This window comes from Delftia sp. ZNC0008 (assembly GCF_000799035.1).
GTDB lineage: Bacteria > Pseudomonadota > Gammaproteobacteria > Burkholderiales > Burkholderiaceae_C > Comamonas > Comamonas tsuruhatensis.
This window is the reverse complement of the sequence record NZ_JTKZ01000254.1, coordinates 1-22,498: the sequence shown is the minus strand read 5'-3', so window position 1 is coordinate 22,498 and position 22,498 is coordinate 1. Positions and strand designations below refer to the sequence as shown.

Genomic DNA, 22,498 nt, shown 5'->3' with positions numbered 1-22,498 from the left:
GCGGTACAGGCCCTGCGGAAAGCGCTCCTCGCCAATGGTGAACAGCTCCAGCGCGCGCTGGGTCTGCGCGCCCCAGAGGCGGTCGGCAGGGATGTGGACGGGGCCGAAGGCATCGTGCTCGATGCGGGTATGAGCCTGGGTCTGTGCCTGGGCCTGGGTGCGTATCTGGTCCATGGGCTCAGTCCAGCGAGATCTTCGCGTCGGCTGCCACCTTGCGCCAGCGCTCCACCTCGGCGGCCGTGTGGCGTGCCAGGGCTTCGGGGGCGTATTGATCTGCGGGCAGCAGGCGTATGCCCTGGGCGGCCATCCTGTCGGTCCAGGCCTTGTCGGCCAGGGCCTTGGTATAGGCCTGGTAGACCTTTTGCACCACGTCGCGCGGCGTGCCCTTGGGCGCGTAGATGCCGTACCAGGTGGCGGTCTCGAAGCCCGGCAGCAGCTTCTGGCCCAGCGCGGCGGCGCCCGGGAACTGGGGCATGGGCTTGTCCGAGGTGAGGGCGATGGCGCGGATGCGCTCGCCGGCCAGCTGGGGCAGGGCGGTGTTGGTCTGGTCGAACATGGCATCGACCTGGCCCGAGATCACATCGGTCATGGCCGGTGCCGCGCCCTTGTAGGCCACCTGGGTGATCTCCATCTGCGCGCGGCTGGCGAACAGCGCTGCCACCAGGTGCGAGGTCGATCCCACGCCCGCGTTGCCGAAGTTCAGCCGGCCCGGGTTCTGCTTGCCGAAGGCCACCAGCTCCTCGGCCGTCTTGTACGGGGAGTTCTTGCCCACCAGAAGCACCAGCGGCGTGTCGGGGAAGCGGAACACCGCCTCGAAGTCCTTGACCGGGTCATAGGCCAGCTTCTTGTACAGCGACGGCGCCGCGCCCATGTAGCCCATGTGGCCGACCAGGAAGCTGTAGCCGTCGGGCGCCGAGCGCGCCGCCTTGGCCGCGCCGATGGTGCCGCCCGCACCCGGAACGTTCTCGATGATGATCTGCTGGCCCAGTTGGGTGCTGGTGCGCTGGGCGATGTCGCGCGCCATGGCGTCCGTGGGGCCGCCGGCCGCGAAGGGCACGATCCAGGTCAGCGGCTTGGCGGGGTAGCCGCCCTGGGCGTGCGCGGCCAGGGCGAAGGTGGTGGCGGCCAGGGCAAGGGCCAGGCGTGGCAGGCGGGGAAGATGGAAAGGCATGGTGTTGTCTCCTGTAGTGCTGTGTTCTGTCCTGGGCCGGGATGTCAGCGGCCGCTGGCTGTATGGGCGCGCGACAGCGCAAGGGCGCGGTCCACCATCTGCGGGGCCTCGCCCAGGTAGTTGCGCGGGTCGGTGAGGCGCTGCAGCGCCGCGCGGTCGAAATGGGCCGTGACTTCGGGCAGGCGGGCCAGCGCATCGGCCAGCGTGCCGCCCTCGGCGTTGACGCTGCGGCAGGCGGCATAGACGATGTCGTGCGCCTGCTGGCGGCCCGTGTGCGGGGCCAGGCCCATCATCACGGCCTCGGCCACGATCAGACCGTCGGTCATGTCCAGGTTGCGGGCCATGCGTTCGGGATCGACGATGAGGCCGCCGAGCATGAAGCGCGCCTGGTGCAGCGCGCCGGCCGAGAGCACGAAGCTCTCGGGCAGGGCCACCCATTCGGCGTGCCAGGGGCCGGTGGCGCGCTCCAGGTCCTGGATCATGGCGTCCAGCATCAGGCCCGCATGCTGGCGCACGGCCTTGGAGGCGGCCAGCATCAGCTCGCTGGAGATGGCGTTGCGCTTTTGCGGCATGGTGCTGCTGGCGCCGCGCCCCGTGACGAAGGGCTCGAACACCTCGCCGAACTCGGTGGAGGACAGCAGCATCACGTCGTAGGCGATCTTGCCCAGCGAGCCGGTGACCAGGGCCAGGAAATTCACGGCCTCGGCCAGGCCGTCGCGCGCCACATGCCAGGTGGTGGCGGGCACGCCCAGGCCCAGTTCTTCCATGAGCAATTGCTGCACTTCCAGGCCCCGGCCGCTCAGCGAGGCCAGCGTGCCTGCCGCCCCCGCGAACTGGCCCACCAGCACGCGCGGGCGCAGTTCCTTCAGGCGCTGGGCATGGCGGTCGAACATGGCCAGCCAGATGGCGGCCTTGTAGCCGAAGGTGATGGGCAGGGCGTGCTGCAGGTGCGTGCGGCCGGCCATGGGCGTGTCGCGGTGGCGTTCTGCCAGGTCGGCCAGGATGGTGCGCAGCGCGGCGATGTCGGCATCGACCAGGTCCAGCGCATCGCGCACCTGCAGCACGGTGGCCGTGTCCATGATGTCCTGGGTGGTGGCGCCCCAGTGGATGTAGCGGCCTGCGTCGCCGCACTGTTTCACCAGCTGGTGCACCAGCGGCAGGATGGGGTAGCCGACAATGTCGGTTTCCTTGCGCAGCAGCTCGAAGTCCAGCGCGTCGAGGCTGCAGCGCTGCGCGATCTCGTGTGCGGCCTCGGCCGGAATCACGCCGCAGCGGCCCTGGGCGCGTGCCAGCGCGACCTCGACCTCTATGTAGCGCGACACCAGCGCGCTGTCGGCGAAGATGGCGCGCATGGCGGGGGTGCCGAAGGCGTCGCGGAACAGCAGCGAATCGATGGCGGTGCTGGCGGTGAAGGACGGAAGGGTCATGGTGCGCAATTGCGATTAAGTTCGGACATATCGATATTTTTATTTATGTACGTACATTACGAACATCCGGGTTTGCCTGGGGGGAAGGCCTGCGCCCATGGCTGAGACACGCTATGCCCAGGTGGCGCGCGACCTGTCCGAGCGCATTGCCTCGGGCGAATACGCCGTGGGCGCCCTGCTGCCTACCGAGCTGGAGCTGTGCGACCGCTATGGCGTGAGCCGCCACACCGTGCGCGCGGCGATTGCCGAGCTGCAGCAGTCGGGGCTGGTCTCGCGGCGCAAGAAGGTCGGCACGCGCGTGGAGGCGGCGCAGCCCCATGCGCACTACCGCCAGGCGCTGACCTCGCTGGAGGACTTGGTGCAGTTCGGCGCCACCCATGTGCGCGAAGTGCGGCGCATCGAGGAGGTGGTGCTGGACCAGGACCTGGCCGCCGAACTGGACTGCCCGGCCGGCAGCCGCTGGCTGGCCATCTGCAGCCTGCGCCGCGACGGCGCCGCGCCGCACCTGCCCATTGCCTGGACCGTGGTCTATGTGGATGCGCAGCGCTTTGACACGCAGGAGCTGGCCGAGCGCGTGCGCGCCGCGCCCGAGTTGCTGGTCAGCAGCCTGCTGGAGCAGCAATACGGCCTGCGCATCGCGCGGGTGCGGCAGGCCGTGGTGGGGGCGCTCATTCCCGAGGCGCTGTCGGAGGAATTGCAGGCCCCGGCCGGGTCAGCGGCGCTGAAGATCGTGCGCCGCTACCTGGATACCGATGGGGAGTTGATGGACCTCAGTGTGACCTTGCACCCGGCCAGCCGCTACACATTGCATACGCAGTTGGACCGGGATCTGGCGAGCGTCTAGCCGTTGGCGTTGGCAGCTTCCGAGCCCTGCTCTGCGAGGAAGCCGCCGCTCTGGTGCGACCACAGCTTGGCGTAGATGCCGCCCAGCTCCAGCAGTTGCTGGTGCGTGCCCTGCTCGACGATCTGGCCCTGGTCCATGACGATGAGCCGGTCCATGGCCGCGATGGTCGACAGGCGGTGGGCGATGGCGATCACGGTCTTGCCGTGCATGAGGCTGTCCAGGCTTTGCTGGATGGCGGCTTCGACCTCGCTGTCCAGCGCGCTGGTGGCCTCGTCCAGCAGCAGGATGGGCGCGTCCTTGAGCATGACGCGCGCAATCGCCACGCGCTGGCGCTGGCCACCCGACAGCTTGACGCCGCGCTCGCCCACCTGGGCATCGTAGCCGCTGCGGCCCTTGAGGTCGGTCAGCGTGGCGATGAAGTCCGAGGCCTCGGCCTTGTCCGCGGCGGCCAGCATCTCCTGCTCGGTCGCATCGGGTCGGCCGTAGAGGATGTTGTCGCGCATGGAGCGGTGCAGCAGCGAGGTGTCCTGCGTCACCATGCCCACGGCGCCGCGCAGGCTGTCCTGCGTGACGGTGCGGATGTCCTGCCCGTCGATGGTGATGCGCCCGCCCTGGGGTTCATGGAAGCGCAGCAGCAGGTTCACCAGCGTGGACTTGCCCGCGCCCGAGCGGCCGATCAGGCCGATGCGCTCGCCCGCGCGAATGTGCAGGTTCAGGTGGTCGATCACCTGCTTGCCGCCGTCCTTGTAGGCAAAGCTCAGGTCCTCGAAGGCGATGGCGCCGTGCGTGACCTGCAGCGGCCTGGCGTCGGGCGCGTCCACGATGGTGCGCGGCTTGGTCAGCGTGAGGATGCCGTCCTGGATGGTGCCCACGTTCTCGAACAGGCCCGTCATCTGCCACATCACCCAGTGCGAATAGCCCATCAGCCGCAGCGCCATGGCAATCACCGCTGCCACCACGCCCGCGCTGGCCTGGCCGGCAGACCACAGGTACAGCGCCGTGCCCGTGGAGCCCACCAGCAGCAGGGTGATCATCAGGTGGTTGGTGATCTCGAACAGGCTGACCAGCCGCATCTGCGCATAGCCGGTGGACTTGAAGGCGTCCATGGCGTTGCGCGCGTACTCGGCCTCGCGGCGCGTGTGGGCGAACAGCTTGACGGTGGCGATGTTGGTATAGGCATCGGTCACGCGGCCCGTCATCATGGAGCGCGCATCGGCCTGCTCCTTGCCGATCTTGCCCAGGCGCGGAACAAAGTAGAAGCAGGCGCCGATATAGGCCAGCAGCCACAGCGCGAACGGAATCATCAGCCGCCACTCGAAGCTGGCCGCCAGCACCAGGATGCCGATCATGTAGACGCTCACGCCCACCAGCACATCGACCACCATGAACACCACTTCGCGCACCGACAGCGCCGTCTGCATGATCTTGGTGGTGATGCGGCCCGCGAACTCGTCCGCATAGAACGACATGCTCTGGCCCAGCATCAGCCGGTGGAACACCCAGCGCAGGCGCATGGGGAAATTGATGGCCAGCACCTGGTGCATCACTGCCGTGTGAAAGGCCAGCAGCAGCACGCTGGACAAGAGGATGGCGGCAATGCCCCAGACCGTGCCGCGCTGCTGCTCCCAGAAGCCTGCCGGCGACACGGTGGAAAGCCAGTCCACCACATGGCCCATCAGGGCGAACAGCGCCGCCTCGTAGACGGCCAGCAGCGCCGAGGTGCAGGTCAGCAGCGCGATCCAGCCGCGCATGCCTTGCGTGCAGGCCCAGATGAAGGCAAAAAAGCCCTTGGGCGGGACCGTGGGCTCGACGCTGGGATAGGGCGGGACGCGTTTTTCAAAGAAACCGAACAAGATTTTTTTACTCCTTGGTCAGACCATCGTAGGCCAGAGTCGGGTTTGCCCGATGCCCGCTCAGCATGACCTTGGGCCGCAACATGTTTTGTAAGAAATCTCCACACAACTGTCCTACGCCAGAGTTCGCGCCCGGATTTCAGTGCAGGGGGAATACCGCGCCGTGGGGAAGATTGTCCGCGTCCGGGGCCGCTTCGTTGTGCGCGAATGGGGAATGCAGCATGCCGCTGGCGGCAACAAAAAAGGCCTCTTGCGAGGCCTTGTGTTTCATGCTGCAGTGCAGTGCACTGCAGCGGACGGGGCTTGCCGCCGGTCAGGCAGGCAGAAAGCCTTCCACCGACAGGTAGCGCTCGCCCGTGTCGTAGTTGAAGCCCAGCACCTTGGCGCCTGCGGGCAGCTCGGGCAGCTTCTGCGCGATGGCGGCCAGCGTGGCGCCCGAGGAGATGCCGACCAGGATGCCTTCCTCGCGGGCCGAGCGGCGTGCGTACTCGCGCGCGGGTTCGGCCTCGACCTGGATCACGCCGTCCAGCAGGCTGGTGTCCAGGTTCTTGGGCACGAAGCCTGCGCCAATGCCCTGGATGGGGTGGGGCGAGGGCTGGCCGCCCGAGATCACGGGCGATGCGGCAGGCTCCACGGCAAAGACCTTGAGCTGGGGGAATTGGGCCTTGAGCACCCGCGCCACGCCGGTCAGGTGGCCGCCCGTGCCCACGCCGGTGATCAGCACATCCAGGCCTTCGGGGAAGTCGGCCAGGATTTCCTGGGCGGTGGTGCGCACATGCACATCGATGTTGGCGGGGTTCTCGAACTGCTGGGGAATCCAGGCGCCAGGCGTCTGGCTGGCCAGTTCCTGGGCGCGGGCGATGGCGCCCTTCATGCCCTTTTCCTTGGGCGTGAGGTCGAAGCTGGCGCCGTAGGCCAGCATCAGGCGGCGGCGCTCGATGCTCATGCTCTCGGGCATGACCAGCACCAGCTTGTAGCCCTTGACGGCGGCCACCAGGGCCAGGCCCACGCCGGTGTTGCCGCTGGTGGGCTCGATGATGGTGCCGCCGGGCTTCAGGGCGCCGGACTTCTCGGCGTCCTCGACCATGGCCAGCGCGATGCGGTCCTTGATGGAGCCGCCGGGGTTGCCGCGCTCGGACTTGATCCACACATTGGCACCGGCGCCGAACAGGCGGTTGATGCGCACGTGGGGCGTGTTGCCAATCGTTTGCAGGATGTTGTCAGCTCTCATCAGACCTCCGCGATTTTGGGGTGGTGGTTGGACAGTCGGGGTGTTGCGCAGCCAGCGTGCGCGGTCACGGAGCATTGTGCACGCAGGCGTTCCATGCATGGGCTATATCGATATGGCCTGGACGGCTAACATCGCCGCATGAATCTACGGTTCCTGGAAACCTTTGTGCTGCTGGCCGAGCTGCGCAATTTCCGCATGACGGCCGAGCGGCTGTACACCACGCAGGCCGCCGTCTCCAGCCGCATCGCCACGCTGGAGCAGGAGTTCGGCGTGCGCCTGTTCGACCGCGGCGTGCGCGAGGTCACGCTCACGGCCGACGGCGCCAAGGCCCTGGTCCATGCCGAGCGCATGCTGCGCCTCATGCGCGAGATGCGCGAGGACATGCTGGACAAGCAGGCCTATGCGGGCGTGATCCGCATCGGCGCCATCGAGTCCATCGTGCACAGCTGGTTTCCCGATTTCCTGGCGCTGCTGCAGCAGCGCTATCCGCGCCTGCAGGTGGAGATCGCCTGCGACACCACGCTGCACATGTCCGAGCAATTGGTGAAGGGGCAGCTGGACCTGTCGCTTCAGGCCAAGCCCGTGACGGCGGCCGGCGTGGGCCATCTGTCGCTGGGCGAATTTCCCATGGCCTGGGTGGGCAGCCCCAAGCTGGGCATCGGCGACGAGACCCTGAGCCTGGCCGAGCTGGCGGCCTTTCCCATCATGTGCTTTGCGCGCGGCTCCGAGCCCTATGCGGTGATCGAGCAGTTGTTCTCCACCGAAAGCAGTGCCTCGGTGCACCTGAACTGCATTGCCTCGGTGGCCACCATGATCCGCGTGGTCTGTGACGGCCTGGGCGTGGCCGCCGTGCCGCCGGCCATCATCCAGCGCGAGCTGGCCGAGCAGCGCCTGCGCCTGCTGCGCGTGGACCGTGAGTTCCCCTCGCTGCCGCTGGTGGCCTGCTACCGCAATGACCACCAGAACCCGCTGACCGAAGTGGTGGCGCGCGCGGCCGAGGAGACCGCCGCCGCCTTTGCGCTGAACCACGGCCAGGCCGTGGCGCGGCTGCCGGGCAGCGGCCTGGGCGGCTAGGCCCGAGGCTGTCTGGTCGATCAGCCCTGCGCCGAAGCCAGCAGCTGCTCCACGGCCAGGGCCACGGACAGCAGTCGCCGGTCCTGCCCGCCGAGGCCGGCCAGGCTCAGGCCCACGGGCGCCTCGCCTGCGCGGTGGCAGGGCAGGGAGATGGCGCAGCCGTCGAGGAAGTTGATCAGCGTGGGGTTGCGCAGGATCAGGCCGTTGGCGCCGAAGTAGGCCTCGTCGCTCTGCGTGAGGTCGGCGATCTTCGGGGCGACCACGGGCACGGTGGGCATGACGATCAGGTCATGGTCGGCCATCTGGGCGCTCACGGCGGCAATCCACTGCCTGCGGCGTGCCAGCAGGTCGATGTAGTCGGCCGCGCTGATGTCCTTGCCGCGCAGGATGCGCGTGCCCACGCGCGGGTCGTATTCGGACAGGCGCGTAGCGATGTGGTGGCGGTGCCAGGCCCAGGCCTCGGCGGCCGTGAAGCCACCCTTGGAATTGATGTCGGCCAGCTCGCCGAAGGGCGCGACCACGGCATGGGTGATGTGGGCGCCCGCCTGCGACAGCAGGGACAGGGCGCGCTCCCAGGCGGCGGCCACGGTGGCGTCCATGCCGTCCAGCACCACGTTGGTGGGTGCCAGCAGGCGCAGGCCCTGCAGCGGGGCGGCATGCAGCTCGCCCAGCGGCTCGCCGGAGAGGATGGCGTCCAGCGTGGCGCAGCAGCGCACGCTGGGGGCCAGCGGGCCGATGGAGTCCAGGTTGGCCGACAGCGGCAGCACGCCCTCCATGCTCACGCGGCGCGCCGTGGGCTTGAAGCCCGTGAGCCCGCACAGCGCCGAAGGAATGCGCACCGAGCCGCCCGTGTCCGAGCCGATGGCCGCCATGGCCATGCCGTCGGTGACCGAGATGGCCGCGCCCGAGGACGAGCCACCCGGGATGCGGCCGCCGCCCTCGTCACGCTGCCAGGGATTGCGCGGCGTGCCGTAGTGCGGGTTGATGCCCAGGCCAGAGTAGGCGAACTCGGTCATGTTGGTCGTGCCCACGATGACGGCGCCGGCCTGGCGCAGGCGCTGCACCACTTCGGCCGTGCGCTGCGCGGGCGGTGCGTCGGCCAGCAGGCGCGAGCCGCCCAGCGTGGGAAAGCCGGCGATGTCGAACAGGTCCTTGACCGAGACCGGCAGGCCCTCGATGGGCGAGCGCGCCAGTCCGGCCGCACGCAGCACGTCGCTGGCGCGGGCCTCGGCCAGGGCCGCGCCCTGGAACACGCGCGTGAACACCTTGGGGCCTTCCCCCGACATGGTGCGGGCCAGGGCCTGCTCGGTCAGCTGCACCGAGTTGGTTTCGCCGCCATGCAGGCGCTGTGATGCCAGTTCCAGGCTGGGCAGGGGGAGGGCTTGGGTCATGTGGGAAGTCCTGTGGGTGAAGGCGGGCGTGGGCGGATCGGAGTCGCGGCTCAGGCCACGACGTCCAGCAGTTCGCTGCGGTAGCTGTGGCGGATGGAACGCTGGCTGCGGGGATCGTACAGCTCCATGGAGAACTGCGTCGAGGGGCGGATGCCGCCGATGGCGCCCACCGTGCCGCAGGTCATGCCGCAGCCTGCGGGCAGCAGATCCTTGCCGCCCGTGAAGCCTGCGATCAGGTCCTGGGGCGTGCGCAGGCTGGCCAGCGTGCCTTCCTGGTAGAGCACCTCGCGGCCGTCTTCCACGATCCACGAGCGCACGACCAGCTCATCCCAGTGGCCGGCCACGTCGGCAAAGCGCCAGGCCTGGGTGGCCACGGGCTTGACGCAGGCCTGCTTGGAAAAGGCCACGCTGTAGGCTTCCAGCTTGCGGTCCGTGTGGTCGGAGGCCAGGCTCACGAACATCTCGCCTTCGTGCGTGAACACGAAGACCTCGACCTCGCCCGAGGAGTCCGGGCCCAGCACCTGCAGCGCGCTGTGCTGGCTCAGCTGGTTGCTGGAGATGCGGTAGTACAGCGGCACGGCGCTGGGGCGCGGGATGCCGATGGCGGCCAGCTCCTCGATGTGGTGCTCGATGGCCTCGCGGTCGCGGCCGGCCCAGCCGGCGACGATGAGGGTGTCGAATTCAGGGGCGAAGGTCTGGCCTTCGGGGGTGGTGAACTGCAGTTGCATGGCAGGCGATCCAGGGGGAATTCGGGGCCGCGGGCCCCGGTGAGAAAACGCGGAAGTCAGGCTGTGGCGTGCGGAGGGCGTGGAGCGGCACCGCACGCGCAGGCCTCACTGCTTCCTGACGAAGAGCACGACCAGGAAGGCCGCCAGGAATTCGAGGGCTGCCACGAAGTACAGGCCCGAGGACAGCGATCCCGTGCTGGTCTTGAGCGCGCCGATCATGTAGGGCGCCACGAAGCCGGCCAGGTTGCCGATGGAGTTGATCAGCGCAATGCCGCCGGCCGCCGCCGTGCCGGCCAGGAAGGCGGCAGGAATTGACCAGAACACGGGAAAGGCCGCGAGGATGCCGATGGAGGCCAGCGTCAGCGCGCACAGGGCGAGCACGGCGTTGTGCAGGAACAGGCCCGTGAGGATCAGGCCCGCCGCCGCGATCAGTGCGGACAGGGCGCAGTGCATGCGGCGCTCGCCGGTCTTGTCCGAATGCATGCCATTCCAGACCATGGCCAGCGTGCCGGCCAGGAAGGGAATGGCCGAGATCAGGCCGATCTGCAGCGTGTTCTGGATGCCGATCTCCTTGATGATGGACGGCGACCAGAACGCGATGGTGGCGTTGCCGCTGACGATGCAGAAATACACGGCGGCGCACAGCCACACGCGGTAGTTGCGGCAGGCGTCCAGGAAGGACACATGCTTGTGGCCGCCCTGGTTCTCGGCCTCCACGGCAGCGGTCACGGCGCGCTGCTCGGCCGCGCTCAGCCACCTGGCGTTGGCGGGCTTCTCGGGCAGGTACAGCAGCACGAAGAAGCCGGCGATCACCGAGGGAATGCCTTCCAGGATGAACAGCCACTGCCAGTTGGACAGATGGCCCACGCCCTGCATGCCATTCATGATGGCACCCGCAATCGGGCCGCCCACCGCGCCCGCAATGGCGAACGAGGTCATGAACAGGCCGTTGACGCGCGCCCGGTGGCGGGCCGGGAACCAGTAGGTCAGGTACAGCACCACGCCGGGGAAGAAGCCGGCCTCCACCACGCCCAGCACGAAGCGCAGCACGTAGAACATGGTGGGCGTGGTCACGTAGGCCATGGCCATGGAGGCCGCGCCCCACAGGATGGTGATGCGCGCCAGCGTCTTGCGTGCGCCGATCTTCTCCAGCAGCAGGTTGCTGGGCACTTCGAACAGAAAGTAGCCGATGAAGAAGATGCCTGCGCCCAGGCCGTAGATGGCCTCGCTGAACTGCAGGTCGTCCAGCATCTGCAGCTTGGCGAAACCGACGTTGACGCGGTCTATCCAGGCCAGGATGAAGAGCAGGACCAGAAAAGGGATCAGGCGCCAGGCGATCTTGCGGTAGGTGGCGTCCATGTCGAGGGACGCGGCCTCGCCGGCGCCTGTGCTCTGTGCGAGGGGATGTGCGGCGGATGCCGGGCTGCTCATGGGTGTCTCCTGTCTTCGAAAGTGCAGCGGGCACACGGGCCAGGCCGCTGGGACCGGGCCCGTGTGTCGTGGGAACCTCAGGCGTCTGGCGCTTGCAGCGGTTCCTTTGGCGGCAGTATCGAAAGGCAGGACAGGGCTGTCCAACAAGAAATTATGAGCAGGCCTGAATGCAAATTCTTATGGGCAGCAATAGTGCGGGCGCCGCACCGGCATGCGGCATGCGTGCACCATTTGCGCTCGGGAAAACCCTGATTTTTTCAGGCGGTGGCGGCGGCACGCGGTGCGCGCAAAGGCTGCTTCCACAGCTCGGCCAGCAGCAGGCCGCCGATGGTCAGCACGCCGCCCACGGCGTGGTAGGCCGCCAGGGGCTCGCCCAATGCCATGAAGGCGATCACGGCCGTGAAGATGGGCACCAGGTTGAAGAACATGCTGGAGCGGCCCGGCCCGATGCGCGCCACCGACATCATCCACAGCAGCGGCGCGGCGATGGAGGCCATGATGCCCGCAAAGCCCACCAGCGGCAGGTTGGCCGCGTTCAGCCCCGTGCGCGGCGCCATCAGGAACAGCGGCAGCTGCGCGATCACGGCCACCAGGATCTGCAGGTACAGCAGTTGCACCGTGGCCAGGCGCGGCATGGGCCAGCGCTTGAGCAGGATGTTGTAGACCGCATAGGCCAGCATGGCCACGAACATCAGCGCGTCACCGCCATTGAGGCCCTGGGTGAGCAAGGTGGCAGGCTGCCCCGAAGACACCACCAGGGCCACGCCCGCAATCGCCAGCACGCAGCCCAGCACGGCGCCCCGGCTCAACGCCTGGCCCAGCATGGCGGTGGACAGGCCCAGCACCATCATGGGCGTGAGCGAGCCGATCAGGCCCATGTGCGTAGCCGATGTCATATGGGCCGCGTAATAGGCCAGGCTCTGGTAGATCACCATGCCCAGCATTCCCAGCACGATGAGGCGCGGCAGCTGCGGCCGGATGTCGGCGCGCTGGCGCCAGATGGACGGCAAAAGGAAGGGCGTGAACAGCACGGCTGCCACCAGCCAGCGGTAGAAACCGATCTCGGCCGCGCCGATGCTGTCGGCCGCCATCTTGCTGACCACGGTATTGACCGACCAGATGAGCACGGCGATCAAAGGGAAAAGGTAAGACCCCATTGGAAGACTCCTAAGACTGGTCCTATGATCGTTCTGTCCGACTTGGAGTGCATCCCTGGTTTCGGACAATCGATAGCGCAACCCGGACCATCCGCCATGCCCCGTCCCAGCAAGCCCATGCGCATCCAGAACGTCGAGGATGTGCCGGGCGAGTACTACTTCCGCTACGACGAATTCGGCGCCGACACCGAGGTGCCGCCGCACAGCCACAGCTGGGGTCACCTGAACTACACGCCCCACGGCAGCATGTGCATGGACACGGCAGGCCAGCGCTGGGTCTCGCCGCCGCAGTACGGCGTCTGGGTGCCGCCCGGCGTGGTGCACAGCTGCCATGTGGCGCACGCCGTGGTCTACCGCTCGGTCTACCTGGCGCCTGCGCTGTGCAGGGAGCTGCCGGCGCAGCCATGCTCCATGCGCATCGGCGCCATCGTCAAGGCCATCCTGGCCGACTTTGCCGTGCGCGACGTGCACATTCCCGCCACCGACGCCGACCTGCGCCTGGCCCGTGTGCTCTACGACCAGTTGCGGGCCGTTCCCGTGGAGCCCGGCTATCTGCCGGCCGCCGAACACCCGGCCCTGGTCGAAGTGCTGACCCGCATGCGCGCTGCGCCCGAGGACCACCGCAGCCTGGCCCAATGGGCCGCCAGCGTGCACATGACCGAGCGCACCCTGGCGCGCCACTGCCAGCGCGAGCTGGGCATGGGCCTGGGCGAATGGCGCCAGCGCATGCGCTACCTGCTGGCCATCGATGCGCTGGAGGCCGGCCTGAGCGTGCAGCAGATCGCCTATGACCTGGGCTACAGCACGCCCTCGGCCTTCATCGCCATGTTCCAGCGCGAGGCCGGCACCTCACCCGAACAATTCCGCCGCGAGTTCTGCATGCCTCCGTGAGGCTGTTGCGCCATCTGTCTGCAGCCCGGCCCCAGCCGCGAGATAATGCCGCCCGTGAAGCACGCCAGACCGCCGCTGGTGCAATCGTGGAAACACGGCACTGGAGGAACGTCCGGACTGCACAGGGCAGCGTAGCAGCTAACGGCTGTCCACCGTGAGGTGAGGATCAGAGCAACAGAGACGAGTCGGGGACATGTGCCGCCAACTTGGTGTTCTATGGGGTGCCAGCGCAAGCTGGCGACGGATGGCGCAAGCCAGACGCCCAGGCGAAAGCCTGGGCCCCATAGCCACCCGGGGACGCGGAACGCGTCCCCGGGTGAAACGGGCAATCTCTACGCGCAGCAATACCAAGTAGGCACACGTTGACGGGGCCCCCGGAGTGTGCGGGTAGGTAGCACCGAGCCGGGCGGCGACGCCCGGCCCAGATTAATGGCGGTCACATGCGGGCAACCGCGTGCACAGAATCCGGCTTATCGGCGCGCTTCACACTTTCTTCCATGCCCCGCCACCGGCGGGGCATTTTCATGGGCGGTTCAGAACTGGTATTTGGCCGTCAGCAGCAGCCTGCGCGGCACGCCGAAATAGTTGCCGCCGTTGTTCGTGCCCAGGGTCTCGAAATAGCGGCGGTCGAACAGGTTGCTGATGTTCATCTGCAGGTCCAGCTGCCGGTTCACCCGATAGCCGATGACCAGGTCGGCCACGGCATGGGCGGGCTGGCGGATTGCATAGCCCTCGGCGCTGGTCAGCGACTCGGACGTGGTGCGGCTCTGGTAGCGCAGGCCGCCGCCCACGCGCCATGCGCCCAGCTCGCCGCCCAGGTGGTACATGGCCGACAGCTTGAGCTGGTGGCGCGGCGTGTAGCTGGCATAGGGCGCGCCCTTGGCGCCGTCGGTGCTGTCGCTGGCGATCTCGGCCTGGGTGAAGGTATAGCCAAGGCCGGCGTTCAGGCGCGGCAGGATCTCGCCGCTGATGTCCACGTCCAGCCCCTTGCTCCTGACCTTGCCGACGGAGCGGTAGCAATTGGTCTTCACCGTGCAGGAGTTGATGTCCGCGATGGCCTGGGGCAGGTTGTCCTGCGTGGTGTTGAACACGGCAACGGCCAGGTTCACGCGCTCGTCCAGGTAGCTGCCCTTGAGGCCCAGCTCGAAGTTGCGGCCCTCCACCGGCGCCAGCATGCTGCCCGAGACATCCAGAAAATCCTGCGGCCGGAAGATGCTGGTGTAGCTGGCATAGGCCGAGTAGGTCTTGCTGATGTCATAGGTCAGCGCCGCATAGGGCGTGGCATGGGCTTTCTCGCTGAATTCGCGCTCCCGGCTCCAGCTGCCCTGGCGCTGGGCGTTGGTGAAGTCGTACCAGTCCAGGCGCGCGCCGGCGATCAGGTTCAGCGGCTCGGCCAGAAGGAAGCGGCCCGTGGCGTAGGCCGAGGTGAGCGTGGTCTTCTGGCGGCGAGTCCACAGGTCTTCGGCCAGCAGGCCGGAGCGGTCCAGCGAGTCGGGGTTCCAGGTATAGGGATCGACGCCATTGGCGATCAGCCATTCCCCCGTGGGCGACAGGTAGCTGTAGCCCTGGTCGCTCCAGCGGATGGTGCGGCGGCTGAGGCCGAAGGCCAGGTCATGCTCGCGGCCGAACAGGCGCACGGGGCCCTGGGCCGAGGCATCGAGGCTGAGCTGGCTCTTGTCGTAGTCGTACAGGCCGCCGGCCACGTCGTAGCGCGTGCGGCCCTGTTCGTCCTGGCCGCCCGAGACCAGGTAGGCGCCGTCCAGCGCGGACTGGGCCTGCAGGGCGCGCGCAGCCAGCCTGGCCTTCCAGCCGTTGTCGAAGCGGTGCTCCAGGTCGGCGAACAGGCTGACCTCCTTCTTGTCCCATTTGCTCCAGGAGGGAGAGAAACGCCTGGATCGCGCAATGTCGAGGAAGGAGCCATCGAAGCCCATCGGCACGCCCATCCATTGCGAGCCGGGGTTGTCTTCGTTCACATAGGAGCCGCCCACGCTCAGCGTGGTGTCGCGCCCCAGGTCGAACTCGGCGGTGCCGTACAACAGCTGGCGGCGGCTGCTATAGCCATCAATGAAGTGGTCGCGCGACTGGGCCGAGGCCACCACACGCCCGCGTGCCGAACCGTCCTCGTTGAGGGCGCCGCCCACATCGAGCTCGCCCACGGCCTGGTTCCAGCTGCCGCCGCGCAGGGTGACCGAGCGCTGGGTGGTGCGCGGCGCGCGCTTGCGCACGAAGTTGATGGTGCCCGAAGGGTCGCCCACGCCCGTCATCAGCCCCGTGGGGCCGCGCACCACTTCCACGTGGTCGTACATGGCCATGGTGTCGTAGGTGGAGGTGTCGGTTTCATACGAGACGGGCACGCCGTCCTGCAGGAACGAACCGATCACGAACCCGCGCGAGAAGTAGCGCGCCCGGTCGTCGCTCCAGCGGTTGATGGTGATGCCGGTGGCGCTGTTGGCCACGTCGTCGATGGACAGCATGCCCTGGTCGTCCATCTTCTGGCGCGTGACCACGGTGAGGGACTGGGGCGTCTCGCGGATGGACAGCGGCAGCTTGGTCGAGGTGCTCATCAGCCCCGTGGTGTAGGAGCCCGAGCCCTCGGTGGTCGTGGTCTCGCCCACGGCGGACACCGTGACTTCGGGCAGGGCCACGGTGCCGGCGGGCTTTTCCACCACCAGCGTGCCCTGGCTCACATGGCCTTCCAGCCCGCTGCCGCGCAGCAGCCGGGCCACGGCGGCGGCGGTGCTCAGGCGCCCTTCCACGGCGGGCGCACGGCGGCCCTGTACCGGTTCAGGCGCGGCCAGCAGCTGCAGGCCGGCCTGGCGGGCCAGTTGGGCCAGCGCCTGGTCCAGCGGCTGGGCGGGAATGTGGAAGTCGGTGCTGGCGGCCGTGGCTGTGGTCGGTGTCGCCTGGGCCAGAGCGGCTGGAGAAAGCTGCACGGCCAGCAGCGCGATGGCCGCGGCAACGGCATGGTGGCGGGCAAGGCGGGAAGGCTTGGAGGGGAATGAAGACATGGAAGGTCCCGTGGCGGATCTGGGCAATGGCGATTCCCGGGCTGCGAATGCGTCGCGTTCCCGGGTCCTCATGCCTATACGAACGGGCGCAGACATTCCCTCACGCCTGGTGCGCATGCGCCGTGCATTCCGGGGCCATGGGCGCATCAGCTGCGGCGGCGGATGACCAGGGTGCGCCCGGTTCCCGGTCCCTGCTCCTTTTCCTGCACCTCTTCCTGCACGCTGACCGGCAGGGTGCGCGGCAGCATGCGCAGCCAGCCCTGGGCCGCCGCAATGCGCACGCGCCCCAGCACGGGCAGGGCGGCGGCGTCAGGCTCCACGCGCAGTGGCTGCAGGCTGTAGCGCTCCAGGCGGCGGGCGACCTCGGCCAGCGGCGTGTTCTGGAAGTCCAGCCAGCCCTCGCGCCAGGCGGCCACTGCCGCAACCGTTTGCACGGCGGCCGTCTGGCCTGGCGCCAGGCGCAGCATCTGGCCTGCGCCCAGTGCATGCCGGGCGCCGCTGCCGTCGCGCACCTGCACGCGGCCCGTATCGACGGCGACCAGCACCGCATCGTCCTCCAGCGCCACCTCGAAGCGCGTGCCCAGCACGGTGACCTGTACGTCCGCTGCCTGGACCACGAAGGGCCGTTCCGTGTCGCGCGCCACGGCGAAGAAGGCGCTGCCGGCCAGCAGCCGCACCTGGCGGCGCGTGGCGTAGAAGTCCACCTCGGCGCGGCTGGCGGCGTCCAGCGTCAGGGTGCTGCCGTCGGGCAGGGGCTGGTTCAGCAGGCGGCCGGTGGCCGTGGCCAGCCGCACCTGGTACTGCGGCATCCACTGGCGCCAGGCCAGCCAGATCGCCGGGCTGCCGACACCCAGGCCCGCCATCCCCAGCAGGGTGGACAGGGCGCGGCGGCGGCCCGTGCGTGGTGCGGGTGCGGCGGTGTCTCCGCGCCAGCGGTGCAGCGAGGCTTCCACGCTGTCCATGGCGCGCATGACTTCGCGTTCCACGGTTTTGACCGAGACGCCGTGGCGCTCGGCCAGCTCGGCATGCGAGGCGCCCTCGATGCGGTCGGCCAGGAAGATGTCGCGGCAGCGCGCGGGCAACTGCGCCAGGGCGCCTTCGACCCCGGCCAGGGCCTGGCGGTAGGAATGGGTGTCGGCCACATCGGGGCTGAGGGGGGAGGGCGGCTCGCCTTCCCTCGCGCTGGTGTCAAATCGCTCGGCCGTGCGCTGGCCATGGCGCAGGTGGTCGATGGCGATGTTCTCCATCACCGCGTAGAGATAGGCGCGGCTGGCGCATCGCTTTCGACGCGCTGGCGTTCGGCCAGGCGTATCCAGGCGTCATGCACCAGGTCACGCGCGGCCTGCGGGCCGGCGCGGCGCGCCACGAAGCGCACCAGCTCGTGGTAGCTGTCCTGGAAGGTGCTCAACAGGGAAGAGGAGGAAGAGGCGGGCGCAGGCATGCGGGAGGCCCGAAGGCAGCACGGGAATCCCGCATTCTATGAAATGATTCTCATTTGCCGAATGTGCTGCCCGCCGCGCACCCGGCAATGCCGGCCTAGAACCGCTCCCAGGGCATCAGATAGCGCCACTGGCCTTCGGGCACCTTGGCCAGAGAGAGGCGGCCAATGCGCAGGCGGCGCAGGCTGACCACGCGCAGGCCCACTTCGGTGCACATGGCATCGATCTCGTCGGGAGCGATGCCCTTGAGCGCAAAGCGCAGATGGTTCTCGTTCTGCCAGCTCACGCGGCAGGGCGGCAGCTGGCGCTTGCCGATCGGCAGGCCGGCCTTCATCAGCTCCAGGCCGTCCTCGTGGATCTGGCCCTCGACGCCGACGATGCATTCCTGCTCCAGCCACATGCCTTCCTCGCCCAGCTTGCGCGCCACGCGCTTGTCCTGGGTGTAGACGATGAGGCCGCTGGCAGGCAGCGGCAGGGGCAGGAAGGATTCCAGGTTCTTGAAGTGCTGGGCCAGCACCAGCAGCGGCATGGGCGTGTCCACCTGGGCCATGCTGGCTTCGCCCAGCAGGGAGTGGGCGCTGCGCACCCGGCCATAGGGCCGGCCCTGGGTATAGCCCGCAGGCTTGTTCATCAGCAGGGTGACGGGCGGCACGGCCTCGGGCTGGGCGCCGCTGCGCAGCGTGACCTGCTGCTCGGGGCGCACGCGCGTCTCGGGCAGTTGCACGACCTTGCCGTCCACCTGGACGTTGCCGGCGGTGATATGCAGCTCGGCCTCGCGGCGCGAGCATTGTTCCTGTTCGGCCAGGCGCTTGGCCAGGCGAACGCTTTCAGATTCAGACATGCGCGCAGCTTAACCAGATACCAGGCCCCGCGCGCGTCGTCGGTCATTGCCGGTCATTGCCGCCCGCACAGCGCACGGATGCGCTCCACATGCGCCAGCAGCGAGCGCTCGGCAATCGGCCACAGCTGCGGCGGGGCGTCGTCATAGGCCAGGCGCACCCAGTCCTGCACGCTGCCGTCGGGCTGTCTTTGCATGGCGGCCAGCACCTTGGCCTCGCGCGCCAGCCGGTGGGCCTTCAGCTTGGCGATCGCCTGGCGCGCAAAGCCCAGCACATAGCCATGGGCCGGCAGGATGAAGCGCGCATCGTGCGCGGCGCACAGCGCGTCCAGCCTGTCCAGCGAATCGATGTACTCGCGCATGTTGCCGTCGGGCGGATCGATGATGGTGGTGCTGCCGTTGAGGATGTGGTCGCCGCTGAACAGCAGGGCATCTTCCTCCAGCAGAAAGCACACGTGGTTGGCCGCATGGCCCGGCGTGAACACGGCCTGCAGCGTGTGGGTGACGGTGCCTTGCGCATCCTGCACGGCGATGCGCTGGCCATCTGCCAGCACGTGGTCTGGCGTGAAGCGGCTGGCCGGCCGGGCCGTGGGTGCCGAAGGCAGGCCGCCGATGGCCGGGCGTGGCTTGCCGGCCTGCACCGCCAGCGCCTGCAGCAGGGCAGCGCCCGGCGAATGGTCGGCATGGGAGTGGGTGCACAGGATGTGGCGTATGTCGCCGCCGGCCGCCTCGAACAGGCGCTGCACATGGGCGGCGTCGGCCGGGCCGGGATCGATGCAGATGTAGCCCGTGGCGGCATCGCCCACCAGATAGCTGTTGGTGCCGGGGCCGGTCATCACGCCGGGGTTGGGGGCCGTCAGGCGCAGCAGGTTCTTGCGCAGGGGCACGGCGCGCTCGCTCTGCCAGTCCAGCGTGTGCAGGATCTGGCCGTCCGGGCAGACCATTTCCAGCTCGCCGAAGGGGGCCTCGTCCTCCATGTGGCGGGCTTCCTTGCCATCGAGAAAGCCGGTGCGCGGGCAGCACTGCCACAGCGGCCGCTCGCCTTGCAGGGCGGCGAACACGGCATCGGTGCCCGCGAAGCGGCTGAGCCGGTCCAGCGTGCGGATGGTGGGAAAGATCATGGGAAAGCTACCGGCGCGGTGGCGCTCCAGCGCTTGCTGGGGGCTCACCCAGATGGGCTCGAACTGTTCCGATCCGTCGGCGTCAGGCTCCTGGCCTTCGGGCATGCGCGCCACGAAGAAAGGCACATCGAAGCGCCGGGGCAGGTCGCGGTCGGCCGTCCAGTGGGCCAGGTACCACAGCGCATCCACGGCCAGGCGCAGGCCGCGTGCCTCGCACTGGGGAACCAGGGGAGCATTGCGGTCCAGCGTGGCCAGCTCGGCGGCCGATACCGGTCGGCCCTGGGCATCGTGGGCCAGCAAAATGCCGAGCTCCTCGAAAGTCTCGCGCAGGCCGGCGATGGCCTGGGTGACGCGCAGGCCATCGCCGGCCTGGGCGGGGCGGGTGCTGGCGCAGGCATGGGCGGCGTCGGCGGCGTCCTGGGCCTCGATGCCGCCGCCCGGGAAGACATAGGCGCTGGGCACGAAGCTGGCCTTGGGCGAGCGCCTTGTCATGAGCACCTCCAGTCCGCTGCCATCGGCGCGGTCGCGCATCAGCAAAACGGTGGAGGCCTTGAGCGTGTCTACGGGCTGGCGCTGGGGGTGCAGGAGCTGGCTGGGGCGGGTCATGGGGGCATTATGCGGATGGACCTGCATCGTGCTGTTGCGCCGGAGACGCAGGCGGCTGGATGGCGCTCTGCACCAGGGCATGCCCCGGATTGCGCCATGAGGCTGCCGTGCAGGGGATAATCGCGGGATGCAGATCCGCTTTACCAAGATGCAGGGCGCTGGCAACGATTTCGTGGTCCTTGACGAAACCGCCGGCCCGCTGGGCCTGAGCGCAGCCCAGTACCGCTTTCTGGCCCACCGCCAATTCGGCGTGGGCGCCGACCAGATCCTCACGGTGCGGCCCTCGCCCGCCGAAGGCATCGACTTCGAATACGTGATCCACAACGCCGACGGCGGCGAGGTCGAGCAGTGCGGCAACGGTGCGCGCTGCTTTGCCCGCTATGTGCACGACAAGGGTCTGACGGACAAGTCCGTCATCCGCGTGCAGACGCTGGCCGGCCTCATCGCCCCCGAGCTGCATGCCGATGGCCGCGTCACCGTGGACATGGGCCAGCCCGTGCTGGAGCCCGCCCTGGTGCCCTTCGATGGTGCAGGCCTGGTTCCCCGCCCGCTGGGTGCGGCGCAGCAATGGCCCCTGCAACTGGGCGACGAAGCCACGGTCTGGATCGCCCCCGTTTCCATGGGCAACCCGCATGCGGTGCAGCTGGTCGACGATGTGGACCATGCGCCCGTGGCCACCTGGGGCCCGCTGATCGAGCGCCATGCGCGCTTTCCCCAGCGCGTCAATGCGGGATTCATGCAGATCGTCGATCGCGGCCAGATCCGGCTGCGTGTGTACGAGCGCGGTGCCGGCGAGACGCTGGCCTGCGGCACGGGCGCCTGCGCGGCCGTGGTGGCCGGCATCCGCTGGGGGCTGCTCGACGCGCGCGTCGATGTGCACACCCGCGGCGGCCGGCTGACCATCGAGTGGGACGGCGGCGCAGTGCGCATGACCGGCCCCGCAGAGTTTGTTTTTGAAGGACAGATCGAGGTTCCCGACCAGCCATGAACAGCACTACCGATATCGCCGTCACCGAAGAGACGATTGCCGACTACCTGCTGAACCATCCGGAATTCTTCGAGCGCCACGCCGAGATGCTCGCGCGCGTGCAGCTGGTCAGCAGCCACAGCCCGCGCACCGTCAGCCTGCAGGAACGCCAGGCCGAGATGCTGCGCGAGAAGATCAAGGGCCTGGAGCACCGCATCATGGACATGATGCGGCACAGCAGCGAGAACGCCTCCATCGCCGACAAGCTGCACGCCTGGAGCTGCGCCCTGGCCAAGGTCCAGGACCTGCGCGAACTGCCCCATGCGCTGACGGCCAGCCTGCAGCATGTCTTCGAGGTGCCCCAGGTGGCCCTGCGCCTGTGGAACGTCTCCGGCGCGCAGACCAGCAGCATCTACACCATGGGCGTCAGCGACGATGCCAAGTCCTTCGCTGCCTCGCTGACCATGCCGTTTTGCGGCCCCAACATGGGCTTCGAGCCCGGCGGCTGGCTGGTCGATCCCGACGCGGCCCAGTCCCTGGCCCTGCTCACCCTGCACGATGGCGACCCCGGCAACCCGGCCCATGCCTTCGGCATGCTGGTCCTGGGCTCGCCCGATCCGTTGCGCTTCGAGGCCACCATGGGCACGGAATTCCTCTCGCGCATCGCGGCCCTGGCCAGCGCGGCCCTCTCGCGCATGCGGCCCGTGGCGCTGACCCTGGCGCGCGGCTGATCGGCTGAAAGCCCATGCCGGGGGCATCGGACAGGGACGGGCTCCCGGAAGGCGGCCTTCCGGCAGAGGATCTGGAGGCAGAAGACTTGGCGCTGCTCCCCTCCGCCGTCCATGCCTATCTGGAGCATGTGCGCGTGCAAAAGCGCCTGGCCGACCGCACCTGCGAGCTCTATGCGTTGGACATGGCCAGGCTGTGCGCCATGGCCCGCGACGCCGGCCAGGAACTGCTGGCGCTGCAGCCCGCCCACATCCGCCGCTTCGTGGCCCGGATGCATTCCCGGGGCCGCAGCCCGCGCGGCATTGCGCTCATCCTGTCCGGCTGGCGCAGCTTCTTCCGCTGGGCGGCCCAGCAGTCGCTGGTGCCTTTCAATCCTGTGGAGGGCGTGCGCGGCCCCAAGGCCCCCAAACCCCTGCCCAAGGCATTGGGCGTGGATGACGCCGTGCAGCTGGCCGCCTTCGGCAACGCCGATGCCGACCCCTGGATCGAGGCGCGCGACGCCGCCATCACCGAATTGCTGTACAGCTGCGGCCTGCGCGTGGGCGAGCTGGTGGGCCTGGACGTGGCGCCCGGCCAGGACACGCAGACGCGG

At 68.6% G+C, this 22,498-nt stretch carries 20 protein-coding genes, 1 other RNA gene and 1 pseudogene; 7 read left to right on the top strand and 15 right to left on the bottom strand.

The features are described from left to right. From fumC to pcaB, 3 genes and pseudogenes are all read right to left on the bottom strand, one after another. A pseudogene (gene fumC, locus L995_RS32930) lies at positions 1 to 174 on the bottom strand (class II fumarate hydratase); the annotation flags it as partial. Positions 175 to 178: 4 nt separating this feature from the next. Next, the gene (locus tag L995_RS08500) at positions 179 to 1,171 is read right to left on the bottom strand and encodes a tripartite tricarboxylate transporter substrate-binding protein (protein ID WP_012203368.1); all 993 of its coding nucleotides are present in this window, start codon (positions 1,169 to 1,171) and stop codon (positions 179 to 181) included. A 44-nt stretch (positions 1,172 to 1,215) separates the two neighbouring features. Continuing rightward, positions 1,216 to 2,598: a 3-carboxy-cis,cis-muconate cycloisomerase gene (gene pcaB / locus L995_RS08495; RefSeq protein ID WP_047470975.1), complete on the bottom strand. Its 1,383-nt coding sequence runs from the start codon at positions 2,596 to 2,598 to the stop codon at positions 1,216 to 1,218. Between the two features lie 97 nt (positions 2,599 to 2,695). Between pcaB and L995_RS08490 the strand changes: the two genes are divergently transcribed. Further along, on the top strand, positions 2,696 to 3,442 hold the full coding sequence (locus L995_RS08490; protein ID WP_016448060.1) for a GntR family transcriptional regulator: 747 nt from the start codon (positions 2,696 to 2,698) through the stop codon (positions 3,440 to 3,442). Here the strand turns inward: L995_RS08490 and L995_RS08485 are convergent. From L995_RS08485 to cysK, 3 genes are all read right to left on the bottom strand, one after another. Further along, entirely contained in the window at positions 3,439 to 5,295 is a 1,857-nt protein-coding gene (locus L995_RS08485; RefSeq protein ID WP_016448059.1) for an ABC transporter ATP-binding protein, read from the bottom strand. The two genes, L995_RS08490 and L995_RS08485, sit on opposite strands and share 4 nt — an antisense overlap. 139 nt (positions 5,296 to 5,434) lie before the next feature. Further along, positions 5,435 to 5,566, bottom strand: a complete 132-nt coding sequence (locus tag L995_RS34635) for a hypothetical protein (protein WP_013804127.1) — start codon at positions 5,564 to 5,566, stop codon at positions 5,435 to 5,437. 42 nt (positions 5,567 to 5,608) lie between these two features. Beyond that, the gene (gene cysK, locus L995_RS08480; RefSeq protein ID WP_016448056.1) at positions 5,609 to 6,526 is read right to left on the bottom strand and encodes a cysteine synthase A; all 918 of its coding nucleotides are present in this window, start codon (positions 6,524 to 6,526) and stop codon (positions 5,609 to 5,611) included. 138 nt (positions 6,527 to 6,664) lie between these two features. On the opposite strand from cysK, the gene L995_RS08475 reads away from it, so the two are divergent. Then, positions 6,665 to 7,600: a LysR family transcriptional regulator gene (locus L995_RS08475; RefSeq protein ID WP_047470973.1), complete on the top strand. Its 936-nt coding sequence runs from the start codon at positions 6,665 to 6,667 to the stop codon at positions 7,598 to 7,600. Positions 7,601 to 7,620: 20 nt separating this feature from the next. Here the strand turns inward: L995_RS08475 and L995_RS08470 are convergent, their stop codons facing one another. From L995_RS08470 to L995_RS08455, 4 genes are all read right to left on the bottom strand, one after another. After that, the gene (locus L995_RS08470; RefSeq protein WP_047470970.1) at positions 7,621 to 8,991 is read right to left on the bottom strand and encodes an amidase; all 1,371 of its coding nucleotides are present in this window, start codon (positions 8,989 to 8,991) and stop codon (positions 7,621 to 7,623) included. Positions 8,992 to 9,041: 50 nt separating this feature from the next. After that, a complete protein-coding gene (locus L995_RS08465) occupies positions 9,042 to 9,719 on the bottom strand; it encodes a DUF2848 domain-containing protein (protein ID WP_043822013.1) in 678 nt (225 codons plus the stop codon). Between the two features lie 105 nt (positions 9,720 to 9,824). After that, a complete protein-coding gene (locus L995_RS08460; protein WP_016448052.1) occupies positions 9,825 to 11,150 on the bottom strand; it encodes an MFS transporter in 1,326 nt (441 codons plus the stop codon). Between the two features lie 257 nt (positions 11,151 to 11,407). After that, positions 11,408 to 12,307, bottom strand: coding sequence for a DMT family transporter (locus L995_RS08455; RefSeq protein ID WP_034366269.1), 900 nt, complete (start codon positions 12,305 to 12,307; stop codon positions 11,408 to 11,410). 96 nt (positions 12,308 to 12,403) lie between these two features. Between L995_RS08455 and L995_RS08450 the strand changes: the two genes are divergently transcribed. Both L995_RS08450 and rnpB read left to right on the top strand, forming a co-directional pair. Next, a complete protein-coding gene (locus L995_RS08450) occupies positions 12,404 to 13,198 on the top strand; it encodes an AraC family transcriptional regulator (RefSeq protein WP_016453123.1) in 795 nt (264 codons plus the stop codon). 56 nt (positions 13,199 to 13,254) lie between these two features. Then, an RNA gene (rnpB, locus tag L995_RS31375) (RNase P RNA component class A) lies at positions 13,255 to 13,687 on the top strand. A 44-nt stretch (positions 13,688 to 13,731) separates the two neighbouring features. Here the strand turns inward: rnpB and L995_RS08445 are convergent. From L995_RS08445 to L995_RS08425, 5 genes are all read right to left on the bottom strand, one after another. Then, a complete protein-coding gene (locus L995_RS08445) occupies positions 13,732 to 16,206 on the bottom strand; it encodes a TonB-dependent siderophore receptor (protein ID WP_047470963.1) in 2,475 nt (824 codons plus the stop codon). Between the two features lie 146 nt (positions 16,207 to 16,352). Beyond that, positions 16,353 to 17,453, bottom strand: a complete 1,101-nt coding sequence (locus L995_RS08440; RefSeq protein WP_231574388.1) for a FecR domain-containing protein — start codon at positions 17,451 to 17,453, stop codon at positions 16,353 to 16,355. Further along, a complete protein-coding gene (locus L995_RS34270; protein WP_231574387.1) occupies positions 17,453 to 17,614 on the bottom strand; it encodes a hypothetical protein in 162 nt (53 codons plus the stop codon). The genes L995_RS08440 and L995_RS34270 overlap by 1 nt, the downstream gene beginning before the upstream one ends. A 128-nt stretch (positions 17,615 to 17,742) precedes the next feature. Next, positions 17,743 to 18,486, bottom strand: coding sequence for a pseudouridine synthase (locus L995_RS08430; protein ID WP_012203381.1), 744 nt, complete (start codon positions 18,484 to 18,486; stop codon positions 17,743 to 17,745). A gap of 53 nt (positions 18,487 to 18,539) precedes the next feature. Continuing rightward, positions 18,540 to 20,210: an MBL fold metallo-hydrolase gene (locus tag L995_RS08425; RefSeq protein ID WP_047470957.1), complete on the bottom strand. Its 1,671-nt coding sequence runs from the start codon at positions 20,208 to 20,210 to the stop codon at positions 18,540 to 18,542. 127 nt (positions 20,211 to 20,337) lie between these two features. Here L995_RS08425 and dapF point away from each other — a divergent pair, with 127 nt between their 5' ends. From dapF to L995_RS08410, 3 genes are all read left to right on the top strand, one after another. Then, positions 20,338 to 21,198 carry a diaminopimelate epimerase gene (dapF, locus tag L995_RS08420; RefSeq protein ID WP_016448046.1) on the top strand — a complete coding sequence of 287 codons (861 nt, stop codon included), beginning with the start codon at positions 20,338 to 20,340 and terminating at the stop codon, positions 21,196 to 21,198. After that, complete coding sequence (locus L995_RS08415; protein ID WP_016448045.1) at positions 21,195 to 21,908, top strand: DUF484 family protein; 714 nt, start codon at positions 21,195 to 21,197, stop codon at positions 21,906 to 21,908. Before dapF ends, L995_RS08415 begins: the two co-directional genes overlap by 4 nt. Positions 21,909 to 21,922: 14 nt before the next feature. Then, on the top strand, positions 21,923 to 22,498 hold a 576-nt coding region (locus L995_RS08410; RefSeq protein ID WP_047470976.1), incomplete at its 3' end, for a site-specific integrase.